This window comes from Neoaquamicrobium sediminum (assembly GCF_040970315.1).
Lineage (GTDB): Bacteria > Pseudomonadota > Alphaproteobacteria > Rhizobiales > Rhizobiaceae > Aerobium > Aerobium sediminum.
Genome location: NZ_JAZHFV010000003.1, coordinates 423,641 through 445,563, shown reverse-complemented (window position 1 = coordinate 445,563; position 21,923 = coordinate 423,641). Strand labels below are relative to the sequence as shown.

The 21,923-nt window shown below is 64.3% G+C and carries 20 protein-coding genes and 1 tRNA gene; 12 read left to right on the top strand and 9 right to left on the bottom strand.

Annotation, left to right across the window (positions count from 1 at the left end; genetic code table 11):
• Positions 1 to 2: 2 nt before the first annotated feature.
• The gene (locus V1479_RS12750; protein ID WP_368803217.1) at positions 3 to 2,567 is read left to right on the top strand and encodes an outer membrane protein assembly factor BamB family protein; all 2,565 of its coding nucleotides are present in this window, start codon (positions 3 to 5) and stop codon (positions 2,565 to 2,567) included.
• Between the two features lie 252 nt (positions 2,568 to 2,819).
• Here the strand turns inward: V1479_RS12750 and V1479_RS12745 are convergent, their stop codons facing one another.
• The 3 genes from V1479_RS12745 to V1479_RS12735 all read right to left on the bottom strand — a co-directional run bounded on the left by V1479_RS12745 (position 2,820) and on the right by V1479_RS12735 (position 5,229).
• Positions 2,820 to 3,242 carry a VOC family protein gene (locus tag V1479_RS12745; RefSeq protein ID WP_368803216.1) on the bottom strand — a complete coding sequence of 141 codons (423 nt, stop codon included), beginning with the start codon at positions 3,240 to 3,242 and terminating at the stop codon, positions 2,820 to 2,822.
• 226 nt (positions 3,243 to 3,468) lie between these two features.
• Positions 3,469 to 4,893: a methylenetetrahydrofolate--tRNA-(uracil(54)-C(5))-methyltransferase (FADH(2)-oxidizing) TrmFO gene (gene trmFO / locus V1479_RS12740; protein WP_368803215.1), complete on the bottom strand. Its 1,425-nt coding sequence runs from the start codon at positions 4,891 to 4,893 to the stop codon at positions 3,469 to 3,471.
• 195 nt (positions 4,894 to 5,088) lie between these two features.
• Complete coding sequence (locus tag V1479_RS12735; RefSeq protein WP_173191768.1) at positions 5,089 to 5,229, bottom strand: DUF1127 domain-containing protein; 141 nt, start codon at positions 5,227 to 5,229, stop codon at positions 5,089 to 5,091.
• 250 nt (positions 5,230 to 5,479) lie between these two features.
• On the opposite strand from V1479_RS12735, the gene V1479_RS12730 reads away from it, so the two are divergent.
• The 4 genes from V1479_RS12730 to tig all read left to right on the top strand — a co-directional run bounded on the left by V1479_RS12730 (position 5,480) and on the right by tig (position 8,972).
• Positions 5,480 to 6,586, top strand: a complete 1,107-nt coding sequence (locus V1479_RS12730; protein ID WP_368803214.1) for a DUF2157 domain-containing protein — start codon at positions 5,480 to 5,482, stop codon at positions 6,584 to 6,586.
• Complete coding sequence (locus V1479_RS12725; RefSeq protein WP_368803213.1) at positions 6,583 to 7,161, top strand: GDYXXLXY domain-containing protein; 579 nt, start codon at positions 6,583 to 6,585, stop codon at positions 7,159 to 7,161. Before V1479_RS12730 ends, V1479_RS12725 begins: the two co-directional genes overlap by 4 nt.
• Positions 7,162 to 7,318: 157 nt before the next feature.
• Positions 7,319 to 7,403: transfer RNA gene (locus V1479_RS12720), tRNA-Leu, on the top strand.
• A gap of 84 nt (positions 7,404 to 7,487) precedes the next feature.
• Positions 7,488 to 8,972 carry a trigger factor gene (tig, locus tag V1479_RS12715; RefSeq protein ID WP_368803212.1) on the top strand — a complete coding sequence of 495 codons (1,485 nt, stop codon included), beginning with the start codon at positions 7,488 to 7,490 and terminating at the stop codon, positions 8,970 to 8,972.
• Between the two features lie 405 nt (positions 8,973 to 9,377).
• Here the strand turns inward: tig and phaC are convergent, their stop codons facing one another.
• A complete protein-coding gene (gene phaC, locus V1479_RS12710; RefSeq protein ID WP_368803211.1) occupies positions 9,378 to 11,210 on the bottom strand; it encodes a class I poly(R)-hydroxyalkanoic acid synthase in 1,833 nt (610 codons plus the stop codon).
• A gap of 115 nt (positions 11,211 to 11,325) precedes the next feature.
• On the opposite strand from phaC, the gene V1479_RS12705 reads away from it, so the two are divergent.
• From V1479_RS12705 to V1479_RS12695, 3 genes are all read left to right on the top strand, one after another.
• Positions 11,326 to 11,730, top strand: a complete 405-nt coding sequence (locus V1479_RS12705) for a hypothetical protein (protein ID WP_368803210.1) — start codon at positions 11,326 to 11,328, stop codon at positions 11,728 to 11,730.
• Between the two features lie 71 nt (positions 11,731 to 11,801).
• On the top strand, positions 11,802 to 13,019 hold the full coding sequence (locus tag V1479_RS12700; RefSeq protein WP_368803209.1) for an LL-diaminopimelate aminotransferase: 1,218 nt from the start codon (positions 11,802 to 11,804) through the stop codon (positions 13,017 to 13,019).
• Positions 13,020 to 13,068: 49 nt separating this feature from the next.
• Positions 13,069 to 14,382: a homoserine dehydrogenase gene (locus tag V1479_RS12695; protein ID WP_368803208.1), complete on the top strand. Its 1,314-nt coding sequence runs from the start codon at positions 13,069 to 13,071 to the stop codon at positions 14,380 to 14,382.
• 9 nt (positions 14,383 to 14,391) lie between these two features.
• Here V1479_RS12695 and V1479_RS12690 read toward each other — a convergent pair whose 3' ends face one another.
• Positions 14,392 to 14,889, bottom strand: a complete 498-nt coding sequence (locus V1479_RS12690; RefSeq protein WP_368803207.1) for a LytTR family DNA-binding domain-containing protein — start codon at positions 14,887 to 14,889, stop codon at positions 14,392 to 14,394.
• Positions 14,890 to 14,897: 8 nt separating this feature from the next.
• Positions 14,898 to 15,161: a hypothetical protein gene (locus V1479_RS12685; protein WP_368803206.1), complete on the bottom strand. Its 264-nt coding sequence runs from the start codon at positions 15,159 to 15,161 to the stop codon at positions 14,898 to 14,900.
• A 113-nt stretch (positions 15,162 to 15,274) separates the two neighbouring features.
• Between V1479_RS12685 and V1479_RS12680 the strand changes: the two genes are divergently transcribed.
• From V1479_RS12680 to recJ, 3 genes are all read left to right on the top strand, one after another.
• Positions 15,275 to 15,769: a DUF2306 domain-containing protein gene (locus tag V1479_RS12680; protein ID WP_368803205.1), complete on the top strand. Its 495-nt coding sequence runs from the start codon at positions 15,275 to 15,277 to the stop codon at positions 15,767 to 15,769.
• 172 nt (positions 15,770 to 15,941) lie between these two features.
• Positions 15,942 to 16,919, top strand: coding sequence for a class II fructose-bisphosphatase (gene glpX, locus V1479_RS12675; protein ID WP_368803204.1), 978 nt, complete (start codon positions 15,942 to 15,944; stop codon positions 16,917 to 16,919).
• Positions 16,920 to 17,211: 292 nt separating this feature from the next.
• A complete protein-coding gene (recJ, locus tag V1479_RS12670) occupies positions 17,212 to 18,993 on the top strand; it encodes a single-stranded-DNA-specific exonuclease RecJ (protein ID WP_368803203.1) in 1,782 nt (593 codons plus the stop codon).
• Positions 18,994 to 19,060: 67 nt separating this feature from the next.
• Here the strand turns inward: recJ and V1479_RS12665 are convergent, their stop codons facing one another.
• The 3 genes from V1479_RS12665 to folE form a co-directional block, all read right to left on the bottom strand.
• Positions 19,061 to 20,026, bottom strand: a complete 966-nt coding sequence (locus V1479_RS12665; protein WP_368803202.1) for a patatin family protein — start codon at positions 20,024 to 20,026, stop codon at positions 19,061 to 19,063.
• A gap of 84 nt (positions 20,027 to 20,110) precedes the next feature.
• On the bottom strand, positions 20,111 to 20,560 hold the full coding sequence (hisI, locus tag V1479_RS12660) for a phosphoribosyl-AMP cyclohydrolase (protein WP_368803201.1): 450 nt from the start codon (positions 20,558 to 20,560) through the stop codon (positions 20,111 to 20,113).
• A gap of 19 nt (positions 20,561 to 20,579) precedes the next feature.
• Positions 20,580 to 21,233: a GTP cyclohydrolase I FolE gene (folE, locus tag V1479_RS12655; RefSeq protein WP_173191748.1), complete on the bottom strand. Its 654-nt coding sequence runs from the start codon at positions 21,231 to 21,233 to the stop codon at positions 20,580 to 20,582.
• A 237-nt stretch (positions 21,234 to 21,470) separates the two neighbouring features.
• Here folE and V1479_RS12650 point away from each other — a divergent pair, with 237 nt between their 5' ends.
• A complete protein-coding gene (locus tag V1479_RS12650; protein ID WP_368803200.1) occupies positions 21,471 to 21,917 on the top strand; it encodes an iron-sulfur cluster assembly scaffold protein in 447 nt (148 codons plus the stop codon).
• Positions 21,918 to 21,923 lie beyond the last annotated feature (6 nt).

The window sequence follows — 21,923 nt, the reverse complement described above, 5'->3', positions numbered from 1 at the left end:
TGATGGCTGACGCAACAGTCCAATCGCGATGGGCCGCCTGGCCTGTCCTTCTTCTCTCCCTCGTCATGCTTGTCGGTGGCGGCTACCTGCTGATTGGCGGCATCCAGCTCATCTCGCTCGGCGGCTCCTGGTATTTCGCGATCGCCGGCGCCGGCCTGCTGCTTTCGGCGTGGTTCCTTGCGCGCAACCATGTTCTCGGCCTCTATCTCTTCCTGCTGGTTTTTCTCGGCACGATTATCTGGGCGATCTGGGAGGTCGGGCTCCAGTTCTGGCCGCTGGTTTCGCGCCTTGTCGCGCCGGCCGTGCTGGGCATCCTCATCTTCCTGGCTGCACCCTCGCTGAAGCGCGGCGGTGGGCGACCCGGCCGCGCGCCATCCTACGTCGCTGCCGCTCTGCTGGTTCTGGCGCTTGCAGCCACCGGCTATCGCGCCTTCCAGCCGGTTCCGTACGTGGCCGCGACGGGCGCGCCGGAAGTCTTGGCCGAGAGCGCGGACGTGCCGGAAAACTGGCAGCACTACGGCCGCACGCCGGCCGGCACGCGCTACTCGCCCTCGGACCAGATCACGCCGGCCAATGTTGGTGAGCTCGAGGTGGCCTGGGAGTTTCGCCACGGCGACTTCCCCGTCAACGAGACCGGTTCGGGCGCGGAAGACCAGAACACGCCATTGCAGGTAGGCGATACCGTCTATGTCTGCACCGTGCGCAACGTGGTCCACGCGCTCGACGCCGATACCGGCGAAGAGCGCTGGAGCTTCGATCCGGAGGCCGAATCGCCGCTCTGGCAGCGTTGCCGCAGCGTCGGTTATTACGAATCGACCGGCAACATCTCGGCCGGCCTGCAGACAATCCGCGATGCCGAGGCAGCGGAACAGGCCGCAGCCGAAGCCGCCGAGGCAGAAGCGGCCGAGGAACTCGCCGAAGGCGAGCAGCCGGCACCGGAAGGGGAGGAACAGGCGGCTCCGGAAGGGGAGGAGCAGGCGGCGGCACCCGCCGCGGCCGAGCCGGAGGAGACCGAGGTCGCCCAGCAGACGGATATCTGCCAGCGCCGGATCGTGCTTTCGACGATCGACGCGAGGCTGATCCAGCTCGACGCCGAAACCGGCGAGCTCTGCCCGCAATTCGGCGAAAACGGCACGGTCGACCTCAAGGTCGGTATGGGCGAAGTGCGCCCCGGCTTCTATTTCCAGACGTCGGCGCCCACGGTCGCCAACGGCATCATCGTCATCGGCGGCTGGGTCGTCGACAACGTCGCCGTCGGCCTGCCTTCGGGCGTGGTGCGCGGCTTCGATGCGGAAACGGGCGAGCTCGTCTGGGCCTGGGATCTCGGCAATCCCGACATCACCCGCTTCCCGCCGGAGGGCGAAACCTACACGCGCGGCACGCCGAACGTGTGGAGCACGCCCGCCTACGACGCCGACCTCGGCCTCGTCTATCTGCCGACCGGCAATGCGACGCCCGACTTCTACGGCGCGCATCGTTCGGAGCGCGCGGAGGAGTACACCGCCGCAGTGGTCGCGCTTGACATCCAGACCGGCCGCGAGCGCTGGCATTTCCGCACCGTCAACCACGATTTGTGGGACTATGACGTGCCGTCGCAGCCCGCGCTCTACGACATTCCGGACGGGCAGGGCGGCACGCGCGCGGCGCTGATACAGACGACCAAGCGCGGGCAGATCTTCGTGCTGGACCGCGAGACGGGCGAGCCCGTCTTCGAGGTCGAGGATCGGCCGGTGCCGCAGGGTGCGGTCGAAGGCGACTGGACAGCGGAAACGCAGCCTTATTCGGTCGGCATGCCGACGATCGGGGCCGACCTGCTGACGGAAGCGCGCATGTGGGGCACGACGCCGTTCGACCAGCTCTACTGCCGCATCGAGTTCCGCAAGATGCGCTACGACGGCGATTTCACGCCGCCGGGCCTCGAGCCGACGCTGCAGTGGCCGGGTTTCTACGGTGGCATGAACTGGGGCAGCTCGTCGATCCACGAGCCGACCGGCTATCTGGTGTTCAACGACACCCGCTCGCCGCACCGAATCCAGCTCGTTCCACGAGAGGAGGCGGACCGTGCGGACGCGCGCAGCTCGCATGAGGGGCTTTCCGGCCAGCTCGGCACGCCTTATGGCGCGGCCAAGGTCACCTTCATGTCGTCGCTTGGCGTTCCCTGCCAGGAACCGCCTTACGGCACGCTGACCGCGATCGACCTGAAGACCCAGCAGATTGCCTGGCAGGTGCCGCTCGGCACGGTCGAGGACAACGGTCCGTTCGGCATCAAGATGGGTGTGCCGATGCCAACGGGCATGCCGACCGTCGGCGGCCCGGTGACAACCGCCTCCGGGCTCATCTTCTATGCCGGCACGCTCGACTACAATATCCGCGCATTCGACCTGGCGACCGGCAAGGAGGTGTGGAAGCACCGGCTGCCGGTGGGCGCGCAGACCACGCCGCTGGTCTACACCTCGCCTGAAACGGGCAAGCAGTACGTCGTCGTTTCGGCGGGCGGTGCACGGACCTCGCCGGAGCGCGGCGATTACGTGATCGCCTTCGCACTGCCCGACGCGGCCGGCGAATAAAGAAATCGTGGCGGCGCATGCAGCGATGCGCCGCCACTCTAAAGCGCGTCGCTTCCGATGGTATTCACATAGGAGCTCTACACCTGCGCCGCGTCGATTCGCATCGAACACCTCAGCGACGTCATCCTCGGGACAAGCCCGAGGATGACGTCGTCGATATGAATCCGCAAACGCGCAAGACGCTTTAGGTTCTTGTTTTCACGCATGCCTTTTCCCCGAAACCGGTTCCCACTTTCGGGAGACATGCTTTAGCTACAGCCCGAACTCGACAAGCCCGCGCGCGTCTATTCGCCAGGCCGGGTTCCAGGCGATTTCCCAGGCGTGGTCGTCCGGGTCCGCGACGTAGCCACGGAAACCGCCATGCGGCGGTGCGTCCGCCTCGCGCAGAAGTCGCCCGCCAGCTTCCAGAAGCTTGTCCATGACCGGAACGACGTTCTCGCGCTCGGTCACGTTGTGCGCCAGCGAGAACGCGCCGGGCGTCAGCAGACCGGGGCGGTTCATGTCCGTTTCCAATGATGCCTTCGCGAAGGTGCCGAGGACCAGGCCGTTCATCTGGTAGAAGATGATTTCCTCGTTTTCGAACACGGGTGTCCAGCCGAAGCCGTCGACGTAGAAACGGCGCGATCGCGGAAGATCCTCGATGCCGATGGTGATGACGGAAATCTGTTGTTGCATGTTTCAAGTCCCTACCTTCGCCGATGCACCATGCATCGGCGTTCAAGGTCTGGGGACTCAGCGCCCGAGGGCGAAGGCCAGGACCCGCTTTCGCGGGGGCCGGGCTAACCGCACCGGCCTTTCCTTTTTCGACAGTCAGGAACTAGCAGCCGGCCTGCGGCGCATCAACGGCGGTTAGCGCAGCAACTGCCGGCTCCTGACAATTGCTGCCTTATCGATCGTTGGCTTATTCGGCCGCTTCGGCTCTCGGCGAAGCGCCCAGCCACGCGCGGCAATCCGCAAGTGCGCGGGCCGAAAGGGCCTTCTTCTTGGCGATCGACTTGTCCTTGCCGCGGAACCGCCCCTCGAAATCGTCGGGTCTGAGCTTCGTGCCGGGCTCAAGCGGAGGAAACAGACCGAAATTGACGTTCATCGGCTGGAACGAGCGCTTGCCGGGTTCGTCGTCGGAACTGATGTGTCCGCCGGTGATGTGGCCGAGCAGCGCGCCGAAGGCGGTGGTAACCGGGGGAAGGGCAGGCTGCTGCTCGAGACGCTCGGCTGCGGCGAAGCGGCCGGCCAGCAAGCCGATGGCAGCGCTTTCCACGTAGCCTTCGCAGCCCGTGATCTGTCCCGCGAAACGCAGGCCGGGGCGCGACTTCAGCTGCAGCGTCCCGTCCAGCAGGGTGGGAGAGTTGATGTAGGTGTTGCGGTGCAACCCGCCGAGACGCGCGAACTCAGCGTTTTCCAGCCCCGGAATTGTGCGGAAGATGCGCACCTGCTCGCCGTGCTTCAGCTTCGTCTGGAAGCCGACCATGTTGTAGAGCGTGCCGAGCGCGTTGTCCTGCCGGAGCTGCACGACTGCGTAAGCCTTGACTGACGGATTGTGGGCGTTGGTGAGGCCCATCGGCTTCATCGGGCCATGGCGCAGGGTTTCGGGACCGCGCTCGGCCATCACCTCGATCGGCAGGCAGCCGTCGAAATAGGGCGTGCCTTCCCATTGCTTGAATTCGGTCTTGCCGCCTTCCAGCAGCGCGGCGATGAAGGCGTCATACTGCGCCTTGTCCATCGGGCAGTTGACATAGTCCTTGCCGGTGCCGCCGGGGCCGACCTTGTCGTAGCGCGACTGGAACCAGGCGACGTCCATGTCGATCGTGTCGAAATGCACGATCGGCGCGATCGCGTCGAAGAAGGCGAGGGCATCGGCGCCGGTTTCCGCCGCAATGGCTTCGGCGAGAGACGGGGCGGTCAAGGGCCCGGTCGCAATGATGGTCTTGCCCCATTCGACGGGCGGCAGGCCCGAAACCTCCTCCCGCACGATGGTAATCAGCGGATGCGCTTCGAGTTTTGCCGTCACCGCATCCGAGAAGCCGTCGCGGTCGACTGCGAGCGCGCCACCGGCCGGCACCTGGTTGGCGTCGCCGGAAGCCATGATGAGCGAGTTCGCAAGCCGCATCTCAGCGTGCAACACGCCGACCGCGTTGGTCTCGGCGTCGTCGGAGCGGAAGGAGTTGGAGCAGACAAGCTCGGCCAGCCCCTCCGTCTTGTGCGCGTCGGTGCCGCGCACCGGACGCATCTCGTGCAGGATCACGGGCACGCCCGCCTGCGCGATCTGCCAGGAAGCTTCTGAGCCGGCGAGGCCGCCGCCGACGACGTGAACGGGTTCGATTGTCATGAAGGGGAATTAGTCCGGGGACGCGGCGAATGCAAGGATCGGGCTCTTGCCTATCTGCGCGCAAAAAAACACCCGCCGGGGGAGGAGGTCCGGCGGGTGTCTTTATGGTGGCCCTCGACTGGGAGGAGGTAGTCTCGGGCCGTATCCGTCAGGGTCTGGGAGGAGGTAGACCCTGGCGAAATTCCTGAATTCTTTTTAGACCGACTTGCGGGCGACGAACGGGATGTCGCCGCGGGCAATGCCGAGGTCGTTGAGTTCGCGGTTGGACAGGCGGCTCAGCTCGTTGACGGTTTCACGGTAGCGGCGCCAGTTGCGGTAGTTGCGGACCAGGTTCATTTTGTCACCTATAAGCGTTTCTTCGAGTTCATTTGTTCTTGCGATGGTTGGAAGATAGTCGCGCCCGATCGGCTTTTGAAGTGACGATGCTGCATAGCACCAATGCGTTTTGTGCAATGCAACATTAATGGATTTAAGCCTATGCGGCGGAAGCGTGGCCGATTCGTCTATGTTGCCGGAATTCGGGCACAATTCGGCCTGCTTGTGCCTCGATACGGCGGCGCGTATCCTGCCGGCTAAGGAGTGGCCGATGGCGTCCCATGCGACCAAAGTCAAACGCGAGATCGCGCGCTGGCGAGAAGCCGGCATGATCGATGCCGCGACCGCCGATGCACTTTCGCTTGATGTCGAACGAAACGGCGGCGGCTCCGTCTCGTTTGGTTCGATCCTGTCGATGATGGCCGCGGCGCTGTTTGCCGCCGCGATCCTGATCTTCATTGCAGCGAACTGGGAAGCGATTCCCCGGCTGGCACGGGTGGCGATGCTGTTTATCGTCATTGCTGCCGGCTATTTGGGCGGTGCGGAAATGAAACTGCGCGGTCGCGAAGCCTTCGGCGAGGCGGCGTGGGTGGTGGCTGCGGCCGCGTTCGGCGCGTCCGTCGCGCTTATCGGGCAGATGTACCACATGTCCGGCGACGAGAAGCAGGCGATCTTCGTGTGGTGCGCGGGTACGGCGCTTGCCGCTGCCGTGCTGCGCTCGGGCGCGCTGACGATCGGGGCGGTGCTTCTCGGCGCGTCATGGATGGTCATGCACGCGGTCGACGACTGGGCGCTGCAGTTGCCGTCCGCCTATCTGGCGGTCGCGGCGGTGCTATACCTGCTGACCTTCTGGACCCGCAGCGCACCCGCGCGGCATCTGGTGCTTCTGTCATTGTTCCTGTTCGCCGCCTTTCTTTATGCGCGCGACGAGACCTTCGTTGCGCCAATCGTGCTGATTGCGCTCAGCGTTGCACTGTTTGCGTTTGGCCGGCTGCAGCCGGCCCAGGCCGAGCGGATGCTGGGTCTTGGTTCGGTACTGCCGGTTCAGGCGCTGGTCGGTTTCCTTACCGGCGTCGGCATCATGCAGGTGGAACTGATCGACGAGCGGGGTTTTCTGGCCGTTTCGATCGTGGCTTTTGCGGGTATCATTATCGTCCTGCTGCTGGCCGGGCGCGAAAGCAGGACCTTGCGCTGGCTTGCCTATGCGGCCTTCATCTTCCAGATCTGCTTTATCTACCTCGTGATGTTGGGCACGATGCTCGGCACAGCCGGCTTCTTCGTCGTCGGCGGGTTGGTGCTTTCGGCGCTCGCGTTCGTCATCACGCGGCTGGAGCGGCGGCTGTCCGGACCGCAGGTCGTTGAAGGAGAGTGGCTGTGAACCGCCGTACGCTCTTTATTGCCGCCGGCGCGGTTGCCGTGCTGCAGATCGGCTTTCTCACCTCGATGATCGCCGGGCGGGCCGCGATCCTGCGCAACGGGCAGGAGGTGCTGCTGTCGGTCCAGCCGGTCGACCCGCGCGACCTGCTGCGTGGAGACTATGTCACCATCGGCTACAATATCTCTTCTGTACCCACCGAGCTGTTCGCCGAGCGCCCACAGGATGAGCGCAACGGCCGCGACCGCACTGTCTTCGTGCGGTTGAGGCCCGGAGAGGACGGCATATGGGAAGCGGTCGCGGCTCGCTATGACCAGAAACCGGAGCCGGCGCCTGCCGATGGCGAACTCGACATCAGGGGCATTGCCACATCGTCCTGGTATGACGAGGCGACATTGATCAATGTCAGCTACGGGATAGAGCGCTTCTACGTTCCCGAGGGTGAGGGGCGGGCGATCGAAGGCAATCTTCGCGAGCGCGCCTTCACCATGACAGTGGCCGTCGCAAGCGACGGCGCCGCACAGATCAAGTCGCTGCATGACGGCGAAACGATGCTCTACGCTGAGCCGCTCTATTGACGCCTTGCCGCTGCGCTTTGCCGGCTCCGATAAGGTTGTCTGCGTGCTTCTGTCGAAACCGGCAAAAAATAGCCGTCTTTTGCGGCAATTTTCCTTTGAACCCTTCGCACCCGGTGATATAGAACCACGCGCTTTCAAGGGCGGAAGGGCCCGTGAAGCGGGTGTGGTGGAATTGGTAGACACGCGGGATTTAGGTTCCCGTGACGCAAGTCGTGAAGGTTCAAGTCCTTTCACCCGCACCAGAGCCACTCCCCGGCCAAGAGTTTGCAGCGGTCAGGACGGCAGTATGCCGCCCCGGCGGCGTCGATGAAGACAAAGGTTTTGAGATGCAGGTAACCGAAACGCTCAACAATGGGCTGAAGCGCCAGATCAAGGTGACCGTGCCCGCCAAGGACATGGAAGCACGGCTCATGGAGCGGCTCTCCTCGGCGAAGGACAAGGTCCGGATCAATGGCTTCCGGCCCGGCAAGGTGCCCATGCAGCACCTGCGCAAGATGTACGGCAAGTCCTTCATGGCCGAAGTCGTGAACGAGATCCTGTCGGATTCCTCCCGGTCGATCCTCGACGAGCGCGGCGAAAAGCCGGCCATGCAGCCCGAGGTCACCATGACCGAGGACGAGAAGGAAGCCGAGAAGATCCTGGCCGGCAATGCCGATTTCGAGTTTTCGCTCGATTACGAGGTTCTGCCGCCGATCGAGGAAAAGGATCTTTCGTCGCTCAAGATCAGCCGCCTCGTCTATGACGTGCCGGAAGAGGAAGTGACCGAGCAGGTAGAGCGCGTTGCCGATTCGGCGCGCAGCTACGAGCCGAAGAAGGGCAAGGCCGCGAATGGCGACCGCGTCACCTTCGATTATCTCGGCAAGATCGACGGCGAGGCCTTCGAGGGCGGTGCGGCCGAGGATTCCGATCTCGTGCTCGGCTCCAACCAGTTCATTCCCGGCTTCGAGGAGCAGCTCGTCGGCGTCAAGGAAGGCGACGAGACGACGATCACCGTTACCTTCCCCGAGCAGTATCCGGCCGCCCATCTGGCCGGCAAGGAAGCCAAGTTCGACATCAAGGTGAAGGCGATTGCCGCTCCCGGCAAGCTGGAGATCAACGACGACGTCGCCAAGCAGCTCGGCCTGGAAAGCGCCGACAAGCTGCGTGAGATCGTGCGCGGCCAGATCGAGAGCCAGTTCGGCGCCGTGACCCGCCAGAAGGCGAAGCGCCAGCTTCTCGACGCGCTCGATGAGACCTACAAGTTCGAGGCGCCGTCCAAGCTGGTCGAGGCCGAATTCAACAACATCTGGGCCCAGGTGAACGCCGATCTCGCGCAGGCCGGCCGCACCTTTGAGGACGAAGAGACGACCGAGACCGAAGCGCGCGCCGAATACCAGCGCCTTGCCGAACGTCGCGTCCGCCTCGGCCTCGTGCTTGCCGACATCGGCGAGAAGGCCAGCGTGCAGGTCTCCGACGACGAGCTGCAGCGCGCGCTGTTCGAGCAGATCCGCCGCGTTCCGCAGAGCCAGCAGCAGCAGGTCTACGACTTCTACCGCGAGAACCCGCAGGCGCTCGCCAATATCCGCGCGCCGCTGTTCGAGGAGAAGGTTGTCGACCACCTGCTCGGCGTCGTCTCCGTCGACGACAAGAAGGTCTCCAAGGAGGAGCTTCTGGCCGACGACGAGGAAGATACCGCAAAGACCGAGAAGAAGCCGGCCAAGAAGGCTTCGAAGGCCAAGGTCGCGGATGCTGGCGACGACGCCGGCGAGACCGAAAAGAAGAAGGCCGCGCCCAAGAAGAAGGCTGCCGCCAAGGACAAGGACGCCGAATAAGCGGCGCTGTCATGCGACAATGAAAAGGCCGCCTCCGGGCGGCCTTTTTCGTTTCAGGACTGCATTTGCCTGGCTGCCAAGCTTCTTGTTGGTGCGTCCTTCGAGGCTCGCGGAGCCCGTCCTCGGGCTTGCCAAAGGCAAGACCCGGGGGCTCGCACCTCAGGATGAGGGAGGTGGGTTGATCGGACGCGCACTATTGGGGACTCGATGTTCCGGCATGGATCCTCGGGTCAAGCCCGAGGATGACGAACCGGGTAGGTTACATCCCACACTTGCTACCGTTGGCGATGGTCACGGCGTTCAATCTCGTCATCCTCGGGCTTGACCCGAGGATCCATGCCGGAATGACTAAAACGCGGCCGCATTCCAAGGAACGGGGCTGCCGCCATAGCCGACGGGCAGCGCCTACACCCGCACCCGGACGTATTCGCCCGGTGCATCGGCGATCGGTTTCAGCTTCGTGCCGCCGGGCTTGCGCGCCTTGGTCGTGCTGGCGTCCTGCTTTTCGATCCAGGCTTGCCAGTGCGGCCACCACGAGCCGGGGTTCTCGGTGGCGTTGGCGACCCAGCTTTCGAAGTCGCCTTCCGGCTTGCCGCCGGTCCAGTGCTGGTATTTTTTCGCAGCGGGCGGGTTTACGACGCCTGCGATGTGGCCGGAGCCCGCCATCACATAGTCGACCTCGCCGCCGAAGAAGCGGCAGCCGAGGAACACCGAGCGGGCCGGGGCGATGTGATCCTCGCGCGCGGCGAGGTTGTAGACGGGGATCGTCACATCGGCCAGCGACAGGGTGCGGCCGGCAAGCGTCATCTTTCCCTGGATCAGATTGTTTTCGAGATAGCAGTTGCGCAGGTAGAAGGAGTGGTTTGCCGCGCTCATCCGCGTGGAATCGGAGTTCCAGTAGAGCAGGTCGAACGGCATCGGCTCCTTGCCGCGCATATAGTTGTTGACGACATACGGCCAGATGAGATCGCCGGCGCGCAGCATGTTGAACGCCGTCGCCATCTTGGTGCCGTCCAGAAAACCCTTGCCCTCCATCGAGCGCTCGAGCGCGGCGATCTGTTCCTCGTCGACGAAGACCTTGAGGTCGCCGGCATAAGTGAAATCGACCTGCGTGGTGAAGAACGTGACGGATTTGATGCGCTCATCGCCCTCACGCGCCATCAGTGCGAGAGCCGCCGCCAGCAGCGTGCCGCCGACGCAATAGCCGATCGCGTTGACCTCGCGCTCGCCGGTCGCTTCCTCGACCGTGTCCAGCCCGAACTGGATGCCCTCGCGGATATAGGCCTCCCAGTCCTTGCGCCCGTGGCGCTGGTCGGGGTTGACCCAGGAGATGACGAAGACCGAATGGCCCTGTTCGACCGCCCAGCGGATGAAGGATTTCTCCGGGTTGAGGTCGAGAATGTAGAACTTGTTGATCCAGGGCGGACAGATCAGCAGCGGGCGCTTGAGCACCTTGTCGGTCGACGGCTCGTACTGGATGATCTCGGCGACGTCGCTGCGCGCGATCACCTTGCCGGGGGTCGTCGCGATATTCCTGCCGACCTCGAAGCTGGAATTATCGGCCTGCCTGAGCTTGAGGTCGCCATGGCCGGCGGCGATGTCCTCGGCCAGCATCTTCATGCCGCGCACCAGGTTCTCGCCGTTGCTCGCCACCGTCTCGCGGAAGATTTCCGGGTTGGTGAGCAGGAAGTTGGACGGCGAGATCGCCTGGGTGATCTGCCTCACGTAGAACTGCGCCTTGTGGCGCGTGTGGTCGTCCAGCCCCTCGGCGTGCTCCACCAGGTCGCCGGCCCAGCGAGAGGTGACCAGATAGGCCTGCTTGATGAAGTCGAAGAAGGCGTTCTGGCCCCATTCCGGGTCCTGGAAGCGCTTGTCGCCCTTCTCTGGCTTCACCGCATCCTCGATTTCGGTGTCGTTCATGCGCCGGATCGCGTTCGACCAGACATCCATATAGCCGGAGAAGAGCCTCGTCTGGGCCTCAAGCGCGCGCGCGGGATCGGAGAGCCAGTATTCGGTCAGCTTGGAGAAGGTCTTGACCATGTCGGTCATCGGCTCGGCCATGGTGTCGCGCACCTCGCCCTTCTCGCGCGGTTCGGTCCATGCGGCGGCAGCCTTGCCGGCTTCCTCTACGGCGCGAGCAAGGTTGACGGCAAAGCGTTCCGGGTCCTTGATCAGATACTGATCGACCGAAGAGTGTTGTTTTTTCTGGTCGCTGCCCGAATCGTCGCTTTTGGCCATGCTATACGTCCGTCCTCCCTGGAGCGTTTTGTTGACACAATACCATGGGACCCAAGGGCAGCATACCGCTGGTGCGTGTCGGCCCGAGCATCTATAAGTGCCATAAGGTGGAAGAATGACAGCGCGGCGTATCCTCGACATTTTTGCATTCGGCGGCGCCGCTATGGCGATTGCGCTTGCCGGCTGTACGACGACCAATTTCGCCGATGCGGTGCCGGAGGCCGCGCTGCAAGCGCAACCCGCCGCCGCCGACACGCAGTCGGCCGCAGGTGTGGCACCCGCCGATACGGCGCCTGCTTTTTCGCAGCCCGGCACCTATCCCAATCTCAATATCATACCCAAGCCCGCCGCATCCCAGATCACATCGCGGCAGAGGTCCGAAACTGCGAGCGAACTTCGCGAAAAGCGCGCGCAGGTGGCGGCGCAGGGACGGGGCTCCGCGCCGAACAGCAGCGCCGAGCTTCGCCGGCTGGGGCGCAGCCACGCAGCCGAGGCCCTGCGCGAAATCGAAGGCGAGTGACGCTATCGACCGATTCCCCAAACGGGTGTATAGGCCGCGTCCTAACGCCCCCCATGCAACGGGATCTCCCCATGGAAGAGTTTCACAAGGTTCGTCGGCTCCCGCCCTACGTGTTCGAGCAGGTCAATCGCCTCAAAGGCGCGGCACGAGCCAATGGCGCCGACATCATCGACCTTGGCATGGGCAATCCCGACTTGCCGACGCCGAAATCGATCGTCGACAAGCTTTGCGACGTGGTGCGTGACCCGCGTACGCACCGCTACTCGTCGTCGCGTGGCATTCCCGGTCTGCGGCGCGCGCAGGCGGCCTATTATGCCCGCCGTTTCGGGGTGAAGCTCGACCCAGAGCGGCAGATCGTTGCCACGCTCGGCTCCAAGGAAGGCTTCGCCAACATGGCGCAGGCGATCACCGCGCCGGGTGATGTCGTTCTGTGCCCGAACCCGACCTATCCGATCCATGCGTTCGGCTTCATCATGTCGGGCGGCGTTATCCGTTCGATGAAGGTCGAGCCGGACAACGATTTCATCCCGGCGCTGGAACGCGCCGTACGGCACTCGATCCCGAAGCCGTTGGCGCTGATCCTGAACTACCCGTCGAACCCGACCGCGCATGTCGCGTCGCTCGACTTCTACAAGGACGTGGTCGCCTACGCGAAGAAGAACGACATCATCATTCTGTCCGACCTGGCCTATGCGGAGATCTATTTCGACGGTCCGCCACCGCCGTCGATCCTGCAGGTGCCGGGCGCTCTGGATGTCGCCGTGGAGTTCACCTCGATGTCCAAGACCTTTTCCATGCCCGGCTGGCGCATGGGCTTCGCGGTCGGCAACGAGCGGCTGATCGCGGCGCTGACGAGGGTGAAGTCGTATCTCGACTATGGCGCGTTCACGCCTATCCAGGTGGCCGCGACGGCGGCGCTGAACGGCGACGGCTCGGACGTCGAGGAGGTGAGGGGGGTCTACCATCGTCGTCGGGACGTGATGGTTGATGCGTTCGCACGTGCGGGCTGGCAAATCCCGGCGCCGGCAGCGACGATGTTTGCCTGGGCGCCGATCCCGGAATCGTTCCGGCACCTCGGTTCGCTGGAATTCTCCAAGCTGCTGGTCGAGAAGGCCGATGTCGCGGTCGCGCCCGGCATAGGCTTTGGCGAACATGGTGACGATTTCGTGCGCATCGCGCTGGTCGAGAACGAGCACCGCATCCGCCAGGCCGCCCGCAACATCAAGCGTTTTCTCGGTTCTGCCGGGGAAGCGCCTGACAACGTGGTCGCGCTGAACGCCAGGCGCTGATCGCGATATCTGACCGAACTGACTGCCGAATATGAAGGATGCCGGGGGCATGAGCGAAGCATTGCGTGTTGGAATTGCCGGGTTGGGCACCGTCGGTGCCAGCGTGGCCCGCGTCCTTGCCGAGAAGGCCAGCGAACTCACCCGGCAATGCGGCAGGCCGATCGCGGTCACCGGTGTTTCGGCCCGCACGCGCGGTCGGGACCGCGGCGTCGACCTTTCGGACGCGCAATGGTTCGACGATCCCGCTGAGCTTGCCGCCTGGGACGGCATCGACGTTTTCGTCGAGCTGATCGGCGGCGACGAAGGGCCTGCGCTGGCCTGCGTGACCGCGGCGCTGGAAGCCGGCCACCATGTGGTGACGGCCAACAAGGCGCTGCTGGCCCGCCATGGCCTGGCGCTTGCCAAGATCGCCGAGGCGAAGGGCGTGCTGCTCAACTACGAGGCGGCGGTGGCTGGCGGTATCCCGGTCATCAAGACCATGCGCGAAGCGATGGCCGGCAATGCGGTCACGCGTGTGTTCGGCATTCTCAACGGCACGTGCAACTACATCCTGACGCGCATGGAAGCCGAAGGCATCTCGTTCGAGGACTGCCTCAAGGACGCGCAGCGGCTGGGCTATGCGGAGGCAGACCCGACCTTCGACATTGAGGGGCACGATACGGCGCACAAGCTGGCGATCCTGACCAGCCTTGCCTTCGGCAGCCGCATCTCGGCCGACGACATCTATATGGAAGGCATTTCCAATATTACCCAGGCCGATATCCGCGCAGCGGGCGAACTCGGCTATCGCATCAAGCTGCTGGGCGTCGCGCAGCGCACGGAGAGCGGCATCGAGCAGCGGGTGCACCCGACGATGGTGCCGACGGCGTCCGTCATCGCGCAGGTTCACGGCGTGACCAACGCAGTGGCGATCGAGACCGACATTCTGGGCGAACTGCTTCTGTCCGGTCCTGGCGCCGGCGGTAACGCGACGGCGTCGGCGGTTGTCGGCGACGTGGCCGACATTGCCAAGGCGAGGCCCGGTTTCCAGCATGGCCCGGTGTTCGGCCGGCCGGTCAAGGAACTGACGCCTTACAAGAAGGCGCGCATGCGCACCCATGAGGGCGGCTATTTCATCCGCCTGACGGTGCATGACCGTACCGGCGTCTTCGCCGCCATCGCCAAGCGCATGGCGGAGAACGAGATTTCGCTGGAATCGATCGTCCAGCACGCCAACGGCGCGAACACCGAGAGCCAGAAAACGGTGATCCTTGTCACGCACGAGACTACGGAAGCGGCCGTGCGCAAGGCCGTCGACGCGGTCACCAAGGACGGCCACCTCGTCGACAAGCCGCAGGTCATCCGCATCGAACGGGCGGCCTGAGCCGAGGGTTCAGGCGAGCCCCGCGTCCTTTACCGCGCCGATACGGTTGCGGCTGACCGGCAATTCGGCGCCATCAGACATGCTCAGAATGAGCCGACCGTCGCGACGCGTGGTTCCGGTGACCGCGTTGCTGGCTACCCAATAGGACCTGTGGATTTGCAGGCCTTCGACGGGCGCCGTCTCGTCGACGGCGTCCGACATGCGCATGAGGATGAGTTCGGAACCCTTGTCGGTCACGACCTCCACGTAGTGATCCTGCATGGAAAGATAGAGCAGCTTGCCGCGCAGCCGGGGCTGCAGCCTCTCGATCAGCTTTGGCCGTTGGGCGCTGGGTTGCGCAGGCGCCGGCGCGTGCGCCAGTCGCGCGGAGAAGAAGGCTATCACGCCGGATGACACCGCGGCGATGGCCATGACGTAGAGGGTCAGCGGCAGCAGGAATACCACGTCCGTGCCGTAGACGAGGCGGTTCAGCACCCAGACGAAAAGGGCGACCGGCACGCCGGCCATGGCACCGATCAACGCGAAGCCGGCAGGACCGGGACGCCCGGTGAAGATGAGCTTCTCCAGCAGGGATACGACGGCGAGCCCAGGAAGTAGGTCGAAACGACGATTGCCGCCCAGTAGGCGAGCCTCGCGGGAAGGCGCAGGCTTTCGTAGGTGCCGAACGGCCCGACCATTCCCAGAACGAGTGCTGCGCCGGCCAGCGCCGCCCATGGCAATGGCGACGCCGCGACGCGCTGCATTTCGCGCATCGTGAATTGCAGTGCGTTGTCTTTCACGAAGCAGATCCGGCCTTTGACGAAGTTCGATTTGAGGAAACGCGGTCGCGGCTGGCAGGTCAAGCGTGGCGCAGGGACGAACCTGCGACGCATTGAATACAAGGACCTGATCCATGACCCTCGCACCGCTTCAGAACGCCAGCTTCGCCATACAGATTCATGTTGCCATTGCCGTATTGGCTTTCCTGCTGGGCGGCCTGGTTCTTTTCAGGGCGAAGGGTGACAAGGCCCACCGCATGGCTGGAAAGATCTGGGTGGTGCTGATGCTTGTGGTGGCCATCACGTCCTTCTTCATTCACACCATCCGGCTCGTCGGCCCGTGGAGTCCAATCCACCTGCTTTCGATTGTCACCTTGTGGTCCCTGTATAGTGGTATCCGCGCGGTGCGGCGGAAACGCATCCTGGAACACCGCAGAACGATGCAGAGCCTCTATCTCGGTGCGCTGGTCATTGCAGGCGGTTTCAGCTTCCTGCCGGGTCGGATCATGCACGAGGTGTTCTTCGACGGGCCTCATCCGTGGATGGGAATGAGCCTGGCGGCGGCGATTGCGGCGGTTGTGCTCTGGCTCGCATGGCGCAGCTTCCTTGCACGACGTCTTTCCGCGTGACCGGGCCTGTGAGTGGTCGGCCGGGTATTTCGATGCCGGTTGCGGAGTGTCATCAATATTCAATCGATTGATGTTTCAAACCGCGCTGAAACGCCCTTGCGGCCCGCGTTCCGCTTTGACAGAACGGGTGCGCCCGATCGGGTACATACAGGATCCCACGCAGGAAATGACGATGGCCAAAGCCGCTTCACCCGGTCTCGACCGCATCCTTACCCTCGAACTGGTGCGCGTCACCGAGCGCGCCGCGGTCGCTGCTGCACGGCTGCGTGGACGCGGCGACGAGAAGGCTGCGGACCAGGTGGCCGTGGACGCCATGCGCTCGGAGCTCAACCGGCTGCCGATCCAGGGCACGGTGGTGATCGGCGAGGGCGAGCGCGACGAGGCGCCGATGCTTTACATCGGCGAGGAAGTGGGAACGGGCGAGGGGCCGGGCGTGGACATCGCGCTCGATCCACTCGAAGGCACCACGATCTGCGCCAAGAACCTGCCAAACTCGCTTGCCGTGATCGCGATCGCCGAGAAGGGAAGCCTGCTCTACGCGCCCGACGTCTACATGGACAAGATCGCTGTGGGGCCGGGCTATCCGGCCGGCGTGGTAGACATCGACGCTTCGGCCCAGGAGAACATCGAGAACCTCGCCAAGGCGAAGGGCGTGTCCGTAGGCGAAATCACTGCCTGCATTCTCGACAGGCCGCGCCACGCGCGACTCATCGAAGCCGTGCGCGCCACTGGCGCGGCGATCCGGCTGATCGGTGACGGCGATGTCGCCGGCGTCATCCACACCACCGATCCGGATGAGACCGGTATCGACATCTATCTCGGCACCGGCGGCGCGCCGGAGGGCGTGCTGGCCGCTGCGGCGCTGCGCTGCATCGGCGGCCAGATGCAAGGGCGCCTGCAGCTCAACACCGAAGAAAAGATCGCGCGGGCGGCCAAGATGGGCATCGCCGAACCCAACAAGGTCTATGCGATGGACGAGATGGCGCGCGGCGACGTGCTTTTCGCCGCGACCGGCGTGACCGACGGCAACATGCTCGCTGGCGTGAAGTTCGGCCGCGATTCGATCCAGACGCATACGATCGTGATGCGCTCATCCTCCGGCACCGTGCGCGAGATCAAGGCGCGGCATCAGGATCTGGACAAGTTCTGATGCGTTTGTGGGGGGGGCGTCCTTCGAGGCTCGCTACGCTCGCACCTCAGGATGAGGGACGTGGTTTGATCGAACCTGCTCACTGAGGGCTCGCTTTGCCCGAACTTCAAGTTGAAGGTGGTGATTTGTCGAACCCACTGCGTTGTGGGCCCGGTGCAAAACCTCCCTCATCCTGAGGTGCGAGCGTAGCGAGCCTCGAAGGACGCAGGAAAGCAAAGAAGAGCGAAGCGCTGGAGAACTTTGAAACCCACCCTGTTTCTATCTATCTTCGGACCGTGAACGGGCGGGAGACATGACGGAACGGCGCTTTTTCCTCGACGTACGCCAATCGGCGACCGGGCTGGCGTGGGCCCACAGGCTCGACCAGCGGCAAGAAAACATCGCCATGGCGATCGCTCAGAGCCACGGCGTGCCCGACATCGTGGCGCGCGTGCTGGCGGGGCGCGGGGTCGACCAGGACGGAGCGGCGCGCTTTCTCGATCCGACCATCCGCGACCTCCTGCCGGACCCGCGCTCGCTGACCGACATGGAAAAGGCCGCCGCGCGCATTGCCGATGCCGTGGCACGCCGGGAAAAGGTGGCGATCTTCGGCGACTACGATGTGGACGGCGCGGCATCCTCCGCGCTGATGAAGCGCTTCTTCGCCCATTACGGGATCGATGCCGAAATCTACATACCCGACCGCATTTTCGAGGGTTATGGGCCGAATCCGGAAGCCATGCGCGAACTCGTTTCGCGCGGCGCGCGGCTGATCGTGACCGTCGATTGCGGCACCAACAGCGGGCCATCCATCGATGCCGGTAACGAGGCGGGGGCCGACGTGGTCGTGCTCGATCATCACCAGGTGGGCGGCGCACTGCCAGCGGCGGTCGCCATCGTGAACCCCAACCGCGAGGACGACCTTTCCGGCCAGGGGCATCTGTGCGCGGCGGGCGTCGTGTTCGTCACGCTGGTGCGTGTCGTGGGCCTGTTGCGAGAGCGCGGCCACGGCGCGCCGCCGCCTGATCTGCTCGGTTGGCTCGACCTCGTGGCGCTCGCCACCGTCTGTGACGTGGTGCCGCTCGTCGGCGTCAACAGGGCGTTCGTGGTCAAGGGCCTGCTGGCCATGCGGCGGCTGGGCAATGCAGGCCTGTCTGCGCTGTCGCGGGTGTCTCGCATCGGCGAGCCGCTCAATCCCTATCATCTTTCGTTCATCCTCGGGCCGCGCATCAATGCGGGAGGGCGCATCGGCGATGCAGCGCTTGGCAGCCGATTGCTGGCCGGTGACGATCCGGTCGAGGCCCGTACCATCGCCGAGACGCTGGACAGGCTCAACAGCGAGCGCCAGACGCTCGAGCAGGTGATGCTGGAGCAGGCGCGCGCGGAAGCCGACGCCGAGCTTGCCTCCGGCAACGGCCCGGCGGTCATCGTCACGGCGAGCGACGACTGGCATCAGGGCGTGGTCGGCCTGCTTGCGGCACGTCTGAAGGAGCATGCGCGCCGGCCGGCCTTTGCCATCGCGTTCAACGCCAATGGCGTGGGGTCCGGCTCCGGCCGCTCGATCCCCGGCTTCGATCTTGGCCGTATGGTGCGGACGGCCGTCGAACGCGGCCTGCTTCTCAAGGGTGGCGGGCATGCGATGGCGGCGGGCATTACCGTCGAACGCGCCCGCCTGGGCGAGCTGAGGGCCTTCTTCGAGGAATGGGCGGCGCAGGATGTCGCCAAACTGCGCGACGGCGAAGCGCTCGAGGTCGACGCGGCCTTGTCGGCTGATGGCGCGAATTTCGATCTGCTCGACGCCATCGAGAGTGCTGGCCCCTTCGGTGCGGGGCATGCGCAGCCGGTGCTGGTGTTGCCGCGCCATACGATTGCCGACGCGCGGCAGGTCGGCACCAACCATATCCGCGTCGATCTGCGCTCGCAGACCGGGGCGCTTATGCAGGCGATGGCGTTTCGCGCGGCCGACACCGATCTCGGCAATTTTCTCTACGCCAATCGCGGCCGCACCGTGCATGTGGCAGGCACGATCTCGTCCAACTGGTGGAATGGCGCGCGTTCGGTTCAGTTCAGGGTGCTCGACGCCGCGCTGGCGTGAACCCGGCGATTGCCTTCAACTTGCGCCCGGATGATGTGGTCCGGCTTCCCGCAAATGGCTCAGCCCGTCAGCCCAGCACCGTCTGCAGCCGTTCCAGCTCGCCGAGCTGCGCCTTCGTCACTTCATAGCCGAGGCGGATAGCCTCGTCGGCGCGGTGGAATTCCGTCAGGCCAATATGACCGAGCTTCGGCAGCAGCGCCAGGTCCGGCGGGTCGCCGGCCATGCGTGCGCGCGAGATGCGGTCCTGGATGATGTTGAAGGCCTCGACCATCACGCCGGTTATGCCAAGACGCGCTTCCCGCTCGCTCGGCCCCTTGTCGACCACAAGCGCCGTATCCGTTTCGCCATCCGGCGCGTCGGCGCTGTGCTTGATGACGGCCGCGCGGCCGAAGAGATCGTAGTGGAGGTTCACCGCGACGACGAGCGGCTGCTCGTGCGCGCGGCAGACCGACACCGGGACGGGATTGACCAATGCGCCGTCGACCAGCACGCGCTTGTTGCACGCAACGGGTTCAAAGACGCCGGGCAGGGCGTAGGATGCGCGCATCGCGGTGATCAGCGAGCCGCTCGACAGCCAGATTTCGTGGCCGGTGCGAATTTCTGCCGCCACGCACACGAATGGTTTCGGCAGGTCGGCAAATGTGATGCCGGACATGTGTTCCTGCATGCGCGCCGTGAGCTTCATGCCGCCGAAGAGGCCGCTGCCGCCCAGATGGATGTCGAGAAGGCCGAAGATGCGCCGCTTTGTCAGGGAGCGGGCGAACTCCTCGAGTTCGTCGAGCTTACCGGCCAGATAGCAACCGCCGACCAGTGCGCCGATGGAGGTGCCGGCGATCATGTCGATCTGGATACCGGCCTCGTCGAGCGCGCGGAGCACACCGATGTGGGCCCAGCCGCGTGCCGCACCGCCGCCGAGCGCCAGCGAGATGCCTGATTTCCTGATCGGCTTCGGTTCCGGCGGAATTGGGGCCGCGGGGAGGTCTCCGCCGTTCCCACCTTCGTGCCTGCTACGCAAAGACGCCCATTCGAGCATCGCACTTCTCCCTATCCCGCGCGGATTATACCTAACGGGTCGTATCGAAATGATGAATCTTTTAGCGGTAGAAGGCCGGGACGATTACGCCTTGTGGGCGTACACCGTCTCAGGGTCGAAGCGTGCCGTATCGCCATCGCTGACGAGCGTTGCATTGCCATCCTCGAATTGCACCGTCCTGTAGAAACAGGAACGCCGCCCCGTGTGACAGGTTGCATCGTGTCCGCCGACCTTCACCTTCAGCCAGACGACGTCCTGATCGCAGTCGGTTCTGATCTCCGCGACCCGCTGGACATTGCCCGACGTCTCGCCCTTCTTCCACAGACTGCCGCGCGAACGCGACCAGAAATGGGCAATGCCGGTTTCCAGCGTCAGGGCGAGCGCTTCAGCGTTCATATACGCGACCATCAGCAGCTCGCCATCACCAGAATCGGTGACGACTGCCGTGACCAAGTCGTTGCTGTCGAAGCGCGGCGTGAAGGCGACGCCTTCCTCGAGTTCGGCCTTGTCGGCCGACGGGGCTGGGAAATCCATGATGAGACTTTCCGGCCGCTCAGGCCGTCAGGCCGTTGCGAACCATCATGATGAAGCGTGCCTGCTCCTCCGGCTGCTCTTTGAACGCGCCGGTGAAGGTGGTGGTCAGCGTGGTCGAACCCTGCTTGCGAATGCCGCGCATGGCCATGCACATATGCTCGGCCTCGATCATCACGGCAACGCCGCGCGGCATCAGCACATCCTGGATGACACCGGCAACCTGCGCGGTCATCGCTTCCTGCGTCTGCAGGCGATGGGCGAAAATGTCGACCGTGCGCGCGATCTTGGACAGGCCGACGACCTTGCCGTCGGGCAGATAGGCGACATGCGCCTTGCCGATGATCGGCACCATGTGGTGCTCGCAATGCGAATGGAACTGGATGTCCCGGACCAGCACCATATCGTCATAGCCCTGTACCTCCTCGAAGGTGCGGCCGAGCTCGTCGGCAGGGCACTGGTCGTAGCCGGAGAACATCTCGCGGTAGGCCTTGGCCACGCGCCTGGGCGTATCGACGAGGCCTTCGCGGTCCGGGTTATCGCCGGTCCAGCGCAGCAGCGTGCGAACGGCGGCCTCGACCTCTTCCTGCGAGGGGCGGTCGGTGACCGGCTTGTCCATGTAGTCGGGCTGGGAGGTTTCGGGGCGAGGGGGGAAGTTCTTGACGATGGCATCCATGAAAGGCGTCTCCCGTAGTCCCTTTCTACGAAGGGACGAGTTGAACGGACCACAGCCTTTCGCGGAAAAGTCGGACTGTCCGAAGTTCCGGAAGCGGCGTGCATTCCTTCTGCAGCCGTCGGGCTCTTCCCGACTTGTTGGCGGCAGGGTCACTCCATTATATATGTGCCAATACGACGAATGGAAGACGCGGAAGCGGCAAACCATCCTCTCCCCGCGCCGTCAGGTTGGAAAACCATGATAAACGACGTCTATAACGCGAAAATTCTCGGTTTTGCGGGAAATATCGCGCGCATCGGCAGGCTGGAGCGTCCCGATGCCACAGCTACGGCGCATTCCAAGCTTTGTGGCTCTACAGTGGTGGTCGACCTGACGATGGACGGCGACACTGTCACGGACTTTGCCCACGACGTGAAGGCATGCGCGCTGGGACAGGCATCGTCCTCGATCATGGCGCAGCATGTGGTGGGCGCTACCGCAGCCGAGCTACGCGAGGTGCGCGAGACCATGCTGAAGATGCTGAAGGAGAACGGGGCGCCACCGGAAGGCCGCTTCGAGGACCTGAAATATCTGGAGCCGGTGCGCGACTACAAGGCTCGCCATGCGTCGACGATGCTGACTTTCGACGCCGTGGTCGATGCGATCGGCCAGATCGAGAAGCAGCGCTCCGGCGAGGCCGCCTGAGGCGGT

What these genes read in the sequence shown, in the direction of transcription:
- V1479_RS12750 (WP_368803217.1), top strand. Translation starts at nt 3, where the DNA reads ATGGCTGACGCAACAGTCCAATCGCGATGGGCCGCCTGGCCTGTCCTT.
- V1479_RS12745 (WP_368803216.1), bottom strand. Translation starts at nt 3,242, where the DNA reads ATGCAACAACAGATTTCCGTCATCACCATCGGCATCGAGGATCTTCCG.
- trmFO (WP_368803215.1), bottom strand. Translation starts at nt 4,893, where the DNA reads ATGACAATCGAACCCGTTCACGTCGTCGGCGGCGGCCTCGCCGGCTCA.
- V1479_RS12735 (WP_173191768.1), bottom strand. Translation starts at nt 5,229, where the DNA reads ATGAACCTGGTCCGCAACTACCGCAACTGGCGCCGCTACCGTGAAACC.
- V1479_RS12730 (WP_368803214.1), top strand. Translation starts at nt 5,480, where the DNA reads ATGGCGTCCCATGCGACCAAAGTCAAACGCGAGATCGCGCGCTGGCGA.
- tig (WP_368803212.1), top strand. Translation starts at nt 7,488, where the DNA reads ATGCAGGTAACCGAAACGCTCAACAATGGGCTGAAGCGCCAGATCAAG.
- phaC (WP_368803211.1), bottom strand. Translation starts at nt 11,210, where the DNA reads ATGGCCAAAAGCGACGATTCGGGCAGCGACCAGAAAAAACAACACTCT.
- V1479_RS12705 (WP_368803210.1), top strand. Translation starts at nt 11,326, where the DNA reads ATGACAGCGCGGCGTATCCTCGACATTTTTGCATTCGGCGGCGCCGCT.
- V1479_RS12700 (WP_368803209.1), top strand. Translation starts at nt 11,802, where the DNA reads ATGGAAGAGTTTCACAAGGTTCGTCGGCTCCCGCCCTACGTGTTCGAG.
- V1479_RS12695 (WP_368803208.1), top strand. Translation starts at nt 13,069, where the DNA reads ATGAGCGAAGCATTGCGTGTTGGAATTGCCGGGTTGGGCACCGTCGGT.
- V1479_RS12690 (WP_368803207.1), bottom strand. Translation starts at nt 14,889, where the DNA reads ATGGCCGGCGTGCCGGTCGCCCTTTTCGTCTGGGTGCTGAACCGCCTC.
- V1479_RS12680 (WP_368803205.1), top strand. Translation starts at nt 15,275, where the DNA reads ATGACCCTCGCACCGCTTCAGAACGCCAGCTTCGCCATACAGATTCAT.
- glpX (WP_368803204.1), top strand. Translation starts at nt 15,942, where the DNA reads ATGGCCAAAGCCGCTTCACCCGGTCTCGACCGCATCCTTACCCTCGAA.
- recJ (WP_368803203.1), top strand. Translation starts at nt 17,212, where the DNA reads ATGACGGAACGGCGCTTTTTCCTCGACGTACGCCAATCGGCGACCGGG.
- V1479_RS12665 (WP_368803202.1), bottom strand. Translation starts at nt 20,026, where the DNA reads ATGCTCGAATGGGCGTCTTTGCGTAGCAGGCACGAAGGTGGGAACGGC.
- hisI (WP_368803201.1), bottom strand. Translation starts at nt 20,560, where the DNA reads ATGGATTTCCCAGCCCCGTCGGCCGACAAGGCCGAACTCGAGGAAGGC.
- folE (WP_173191748.1), bottom strand. Translation starts at nt 21,233, where the DNA reads ATGGATGCCATCGTCAAGAACTTCCCCCCTCGCCCCGAAACCTCCCAG.
- V1479_RS12650 (WP_368803200.1), top strand. Translation starts at nt 21,471, where the DNA reads ATGATAAACGACGTCTATAACGCGAAAATTCTCGGTTTTGCGGGAAAT.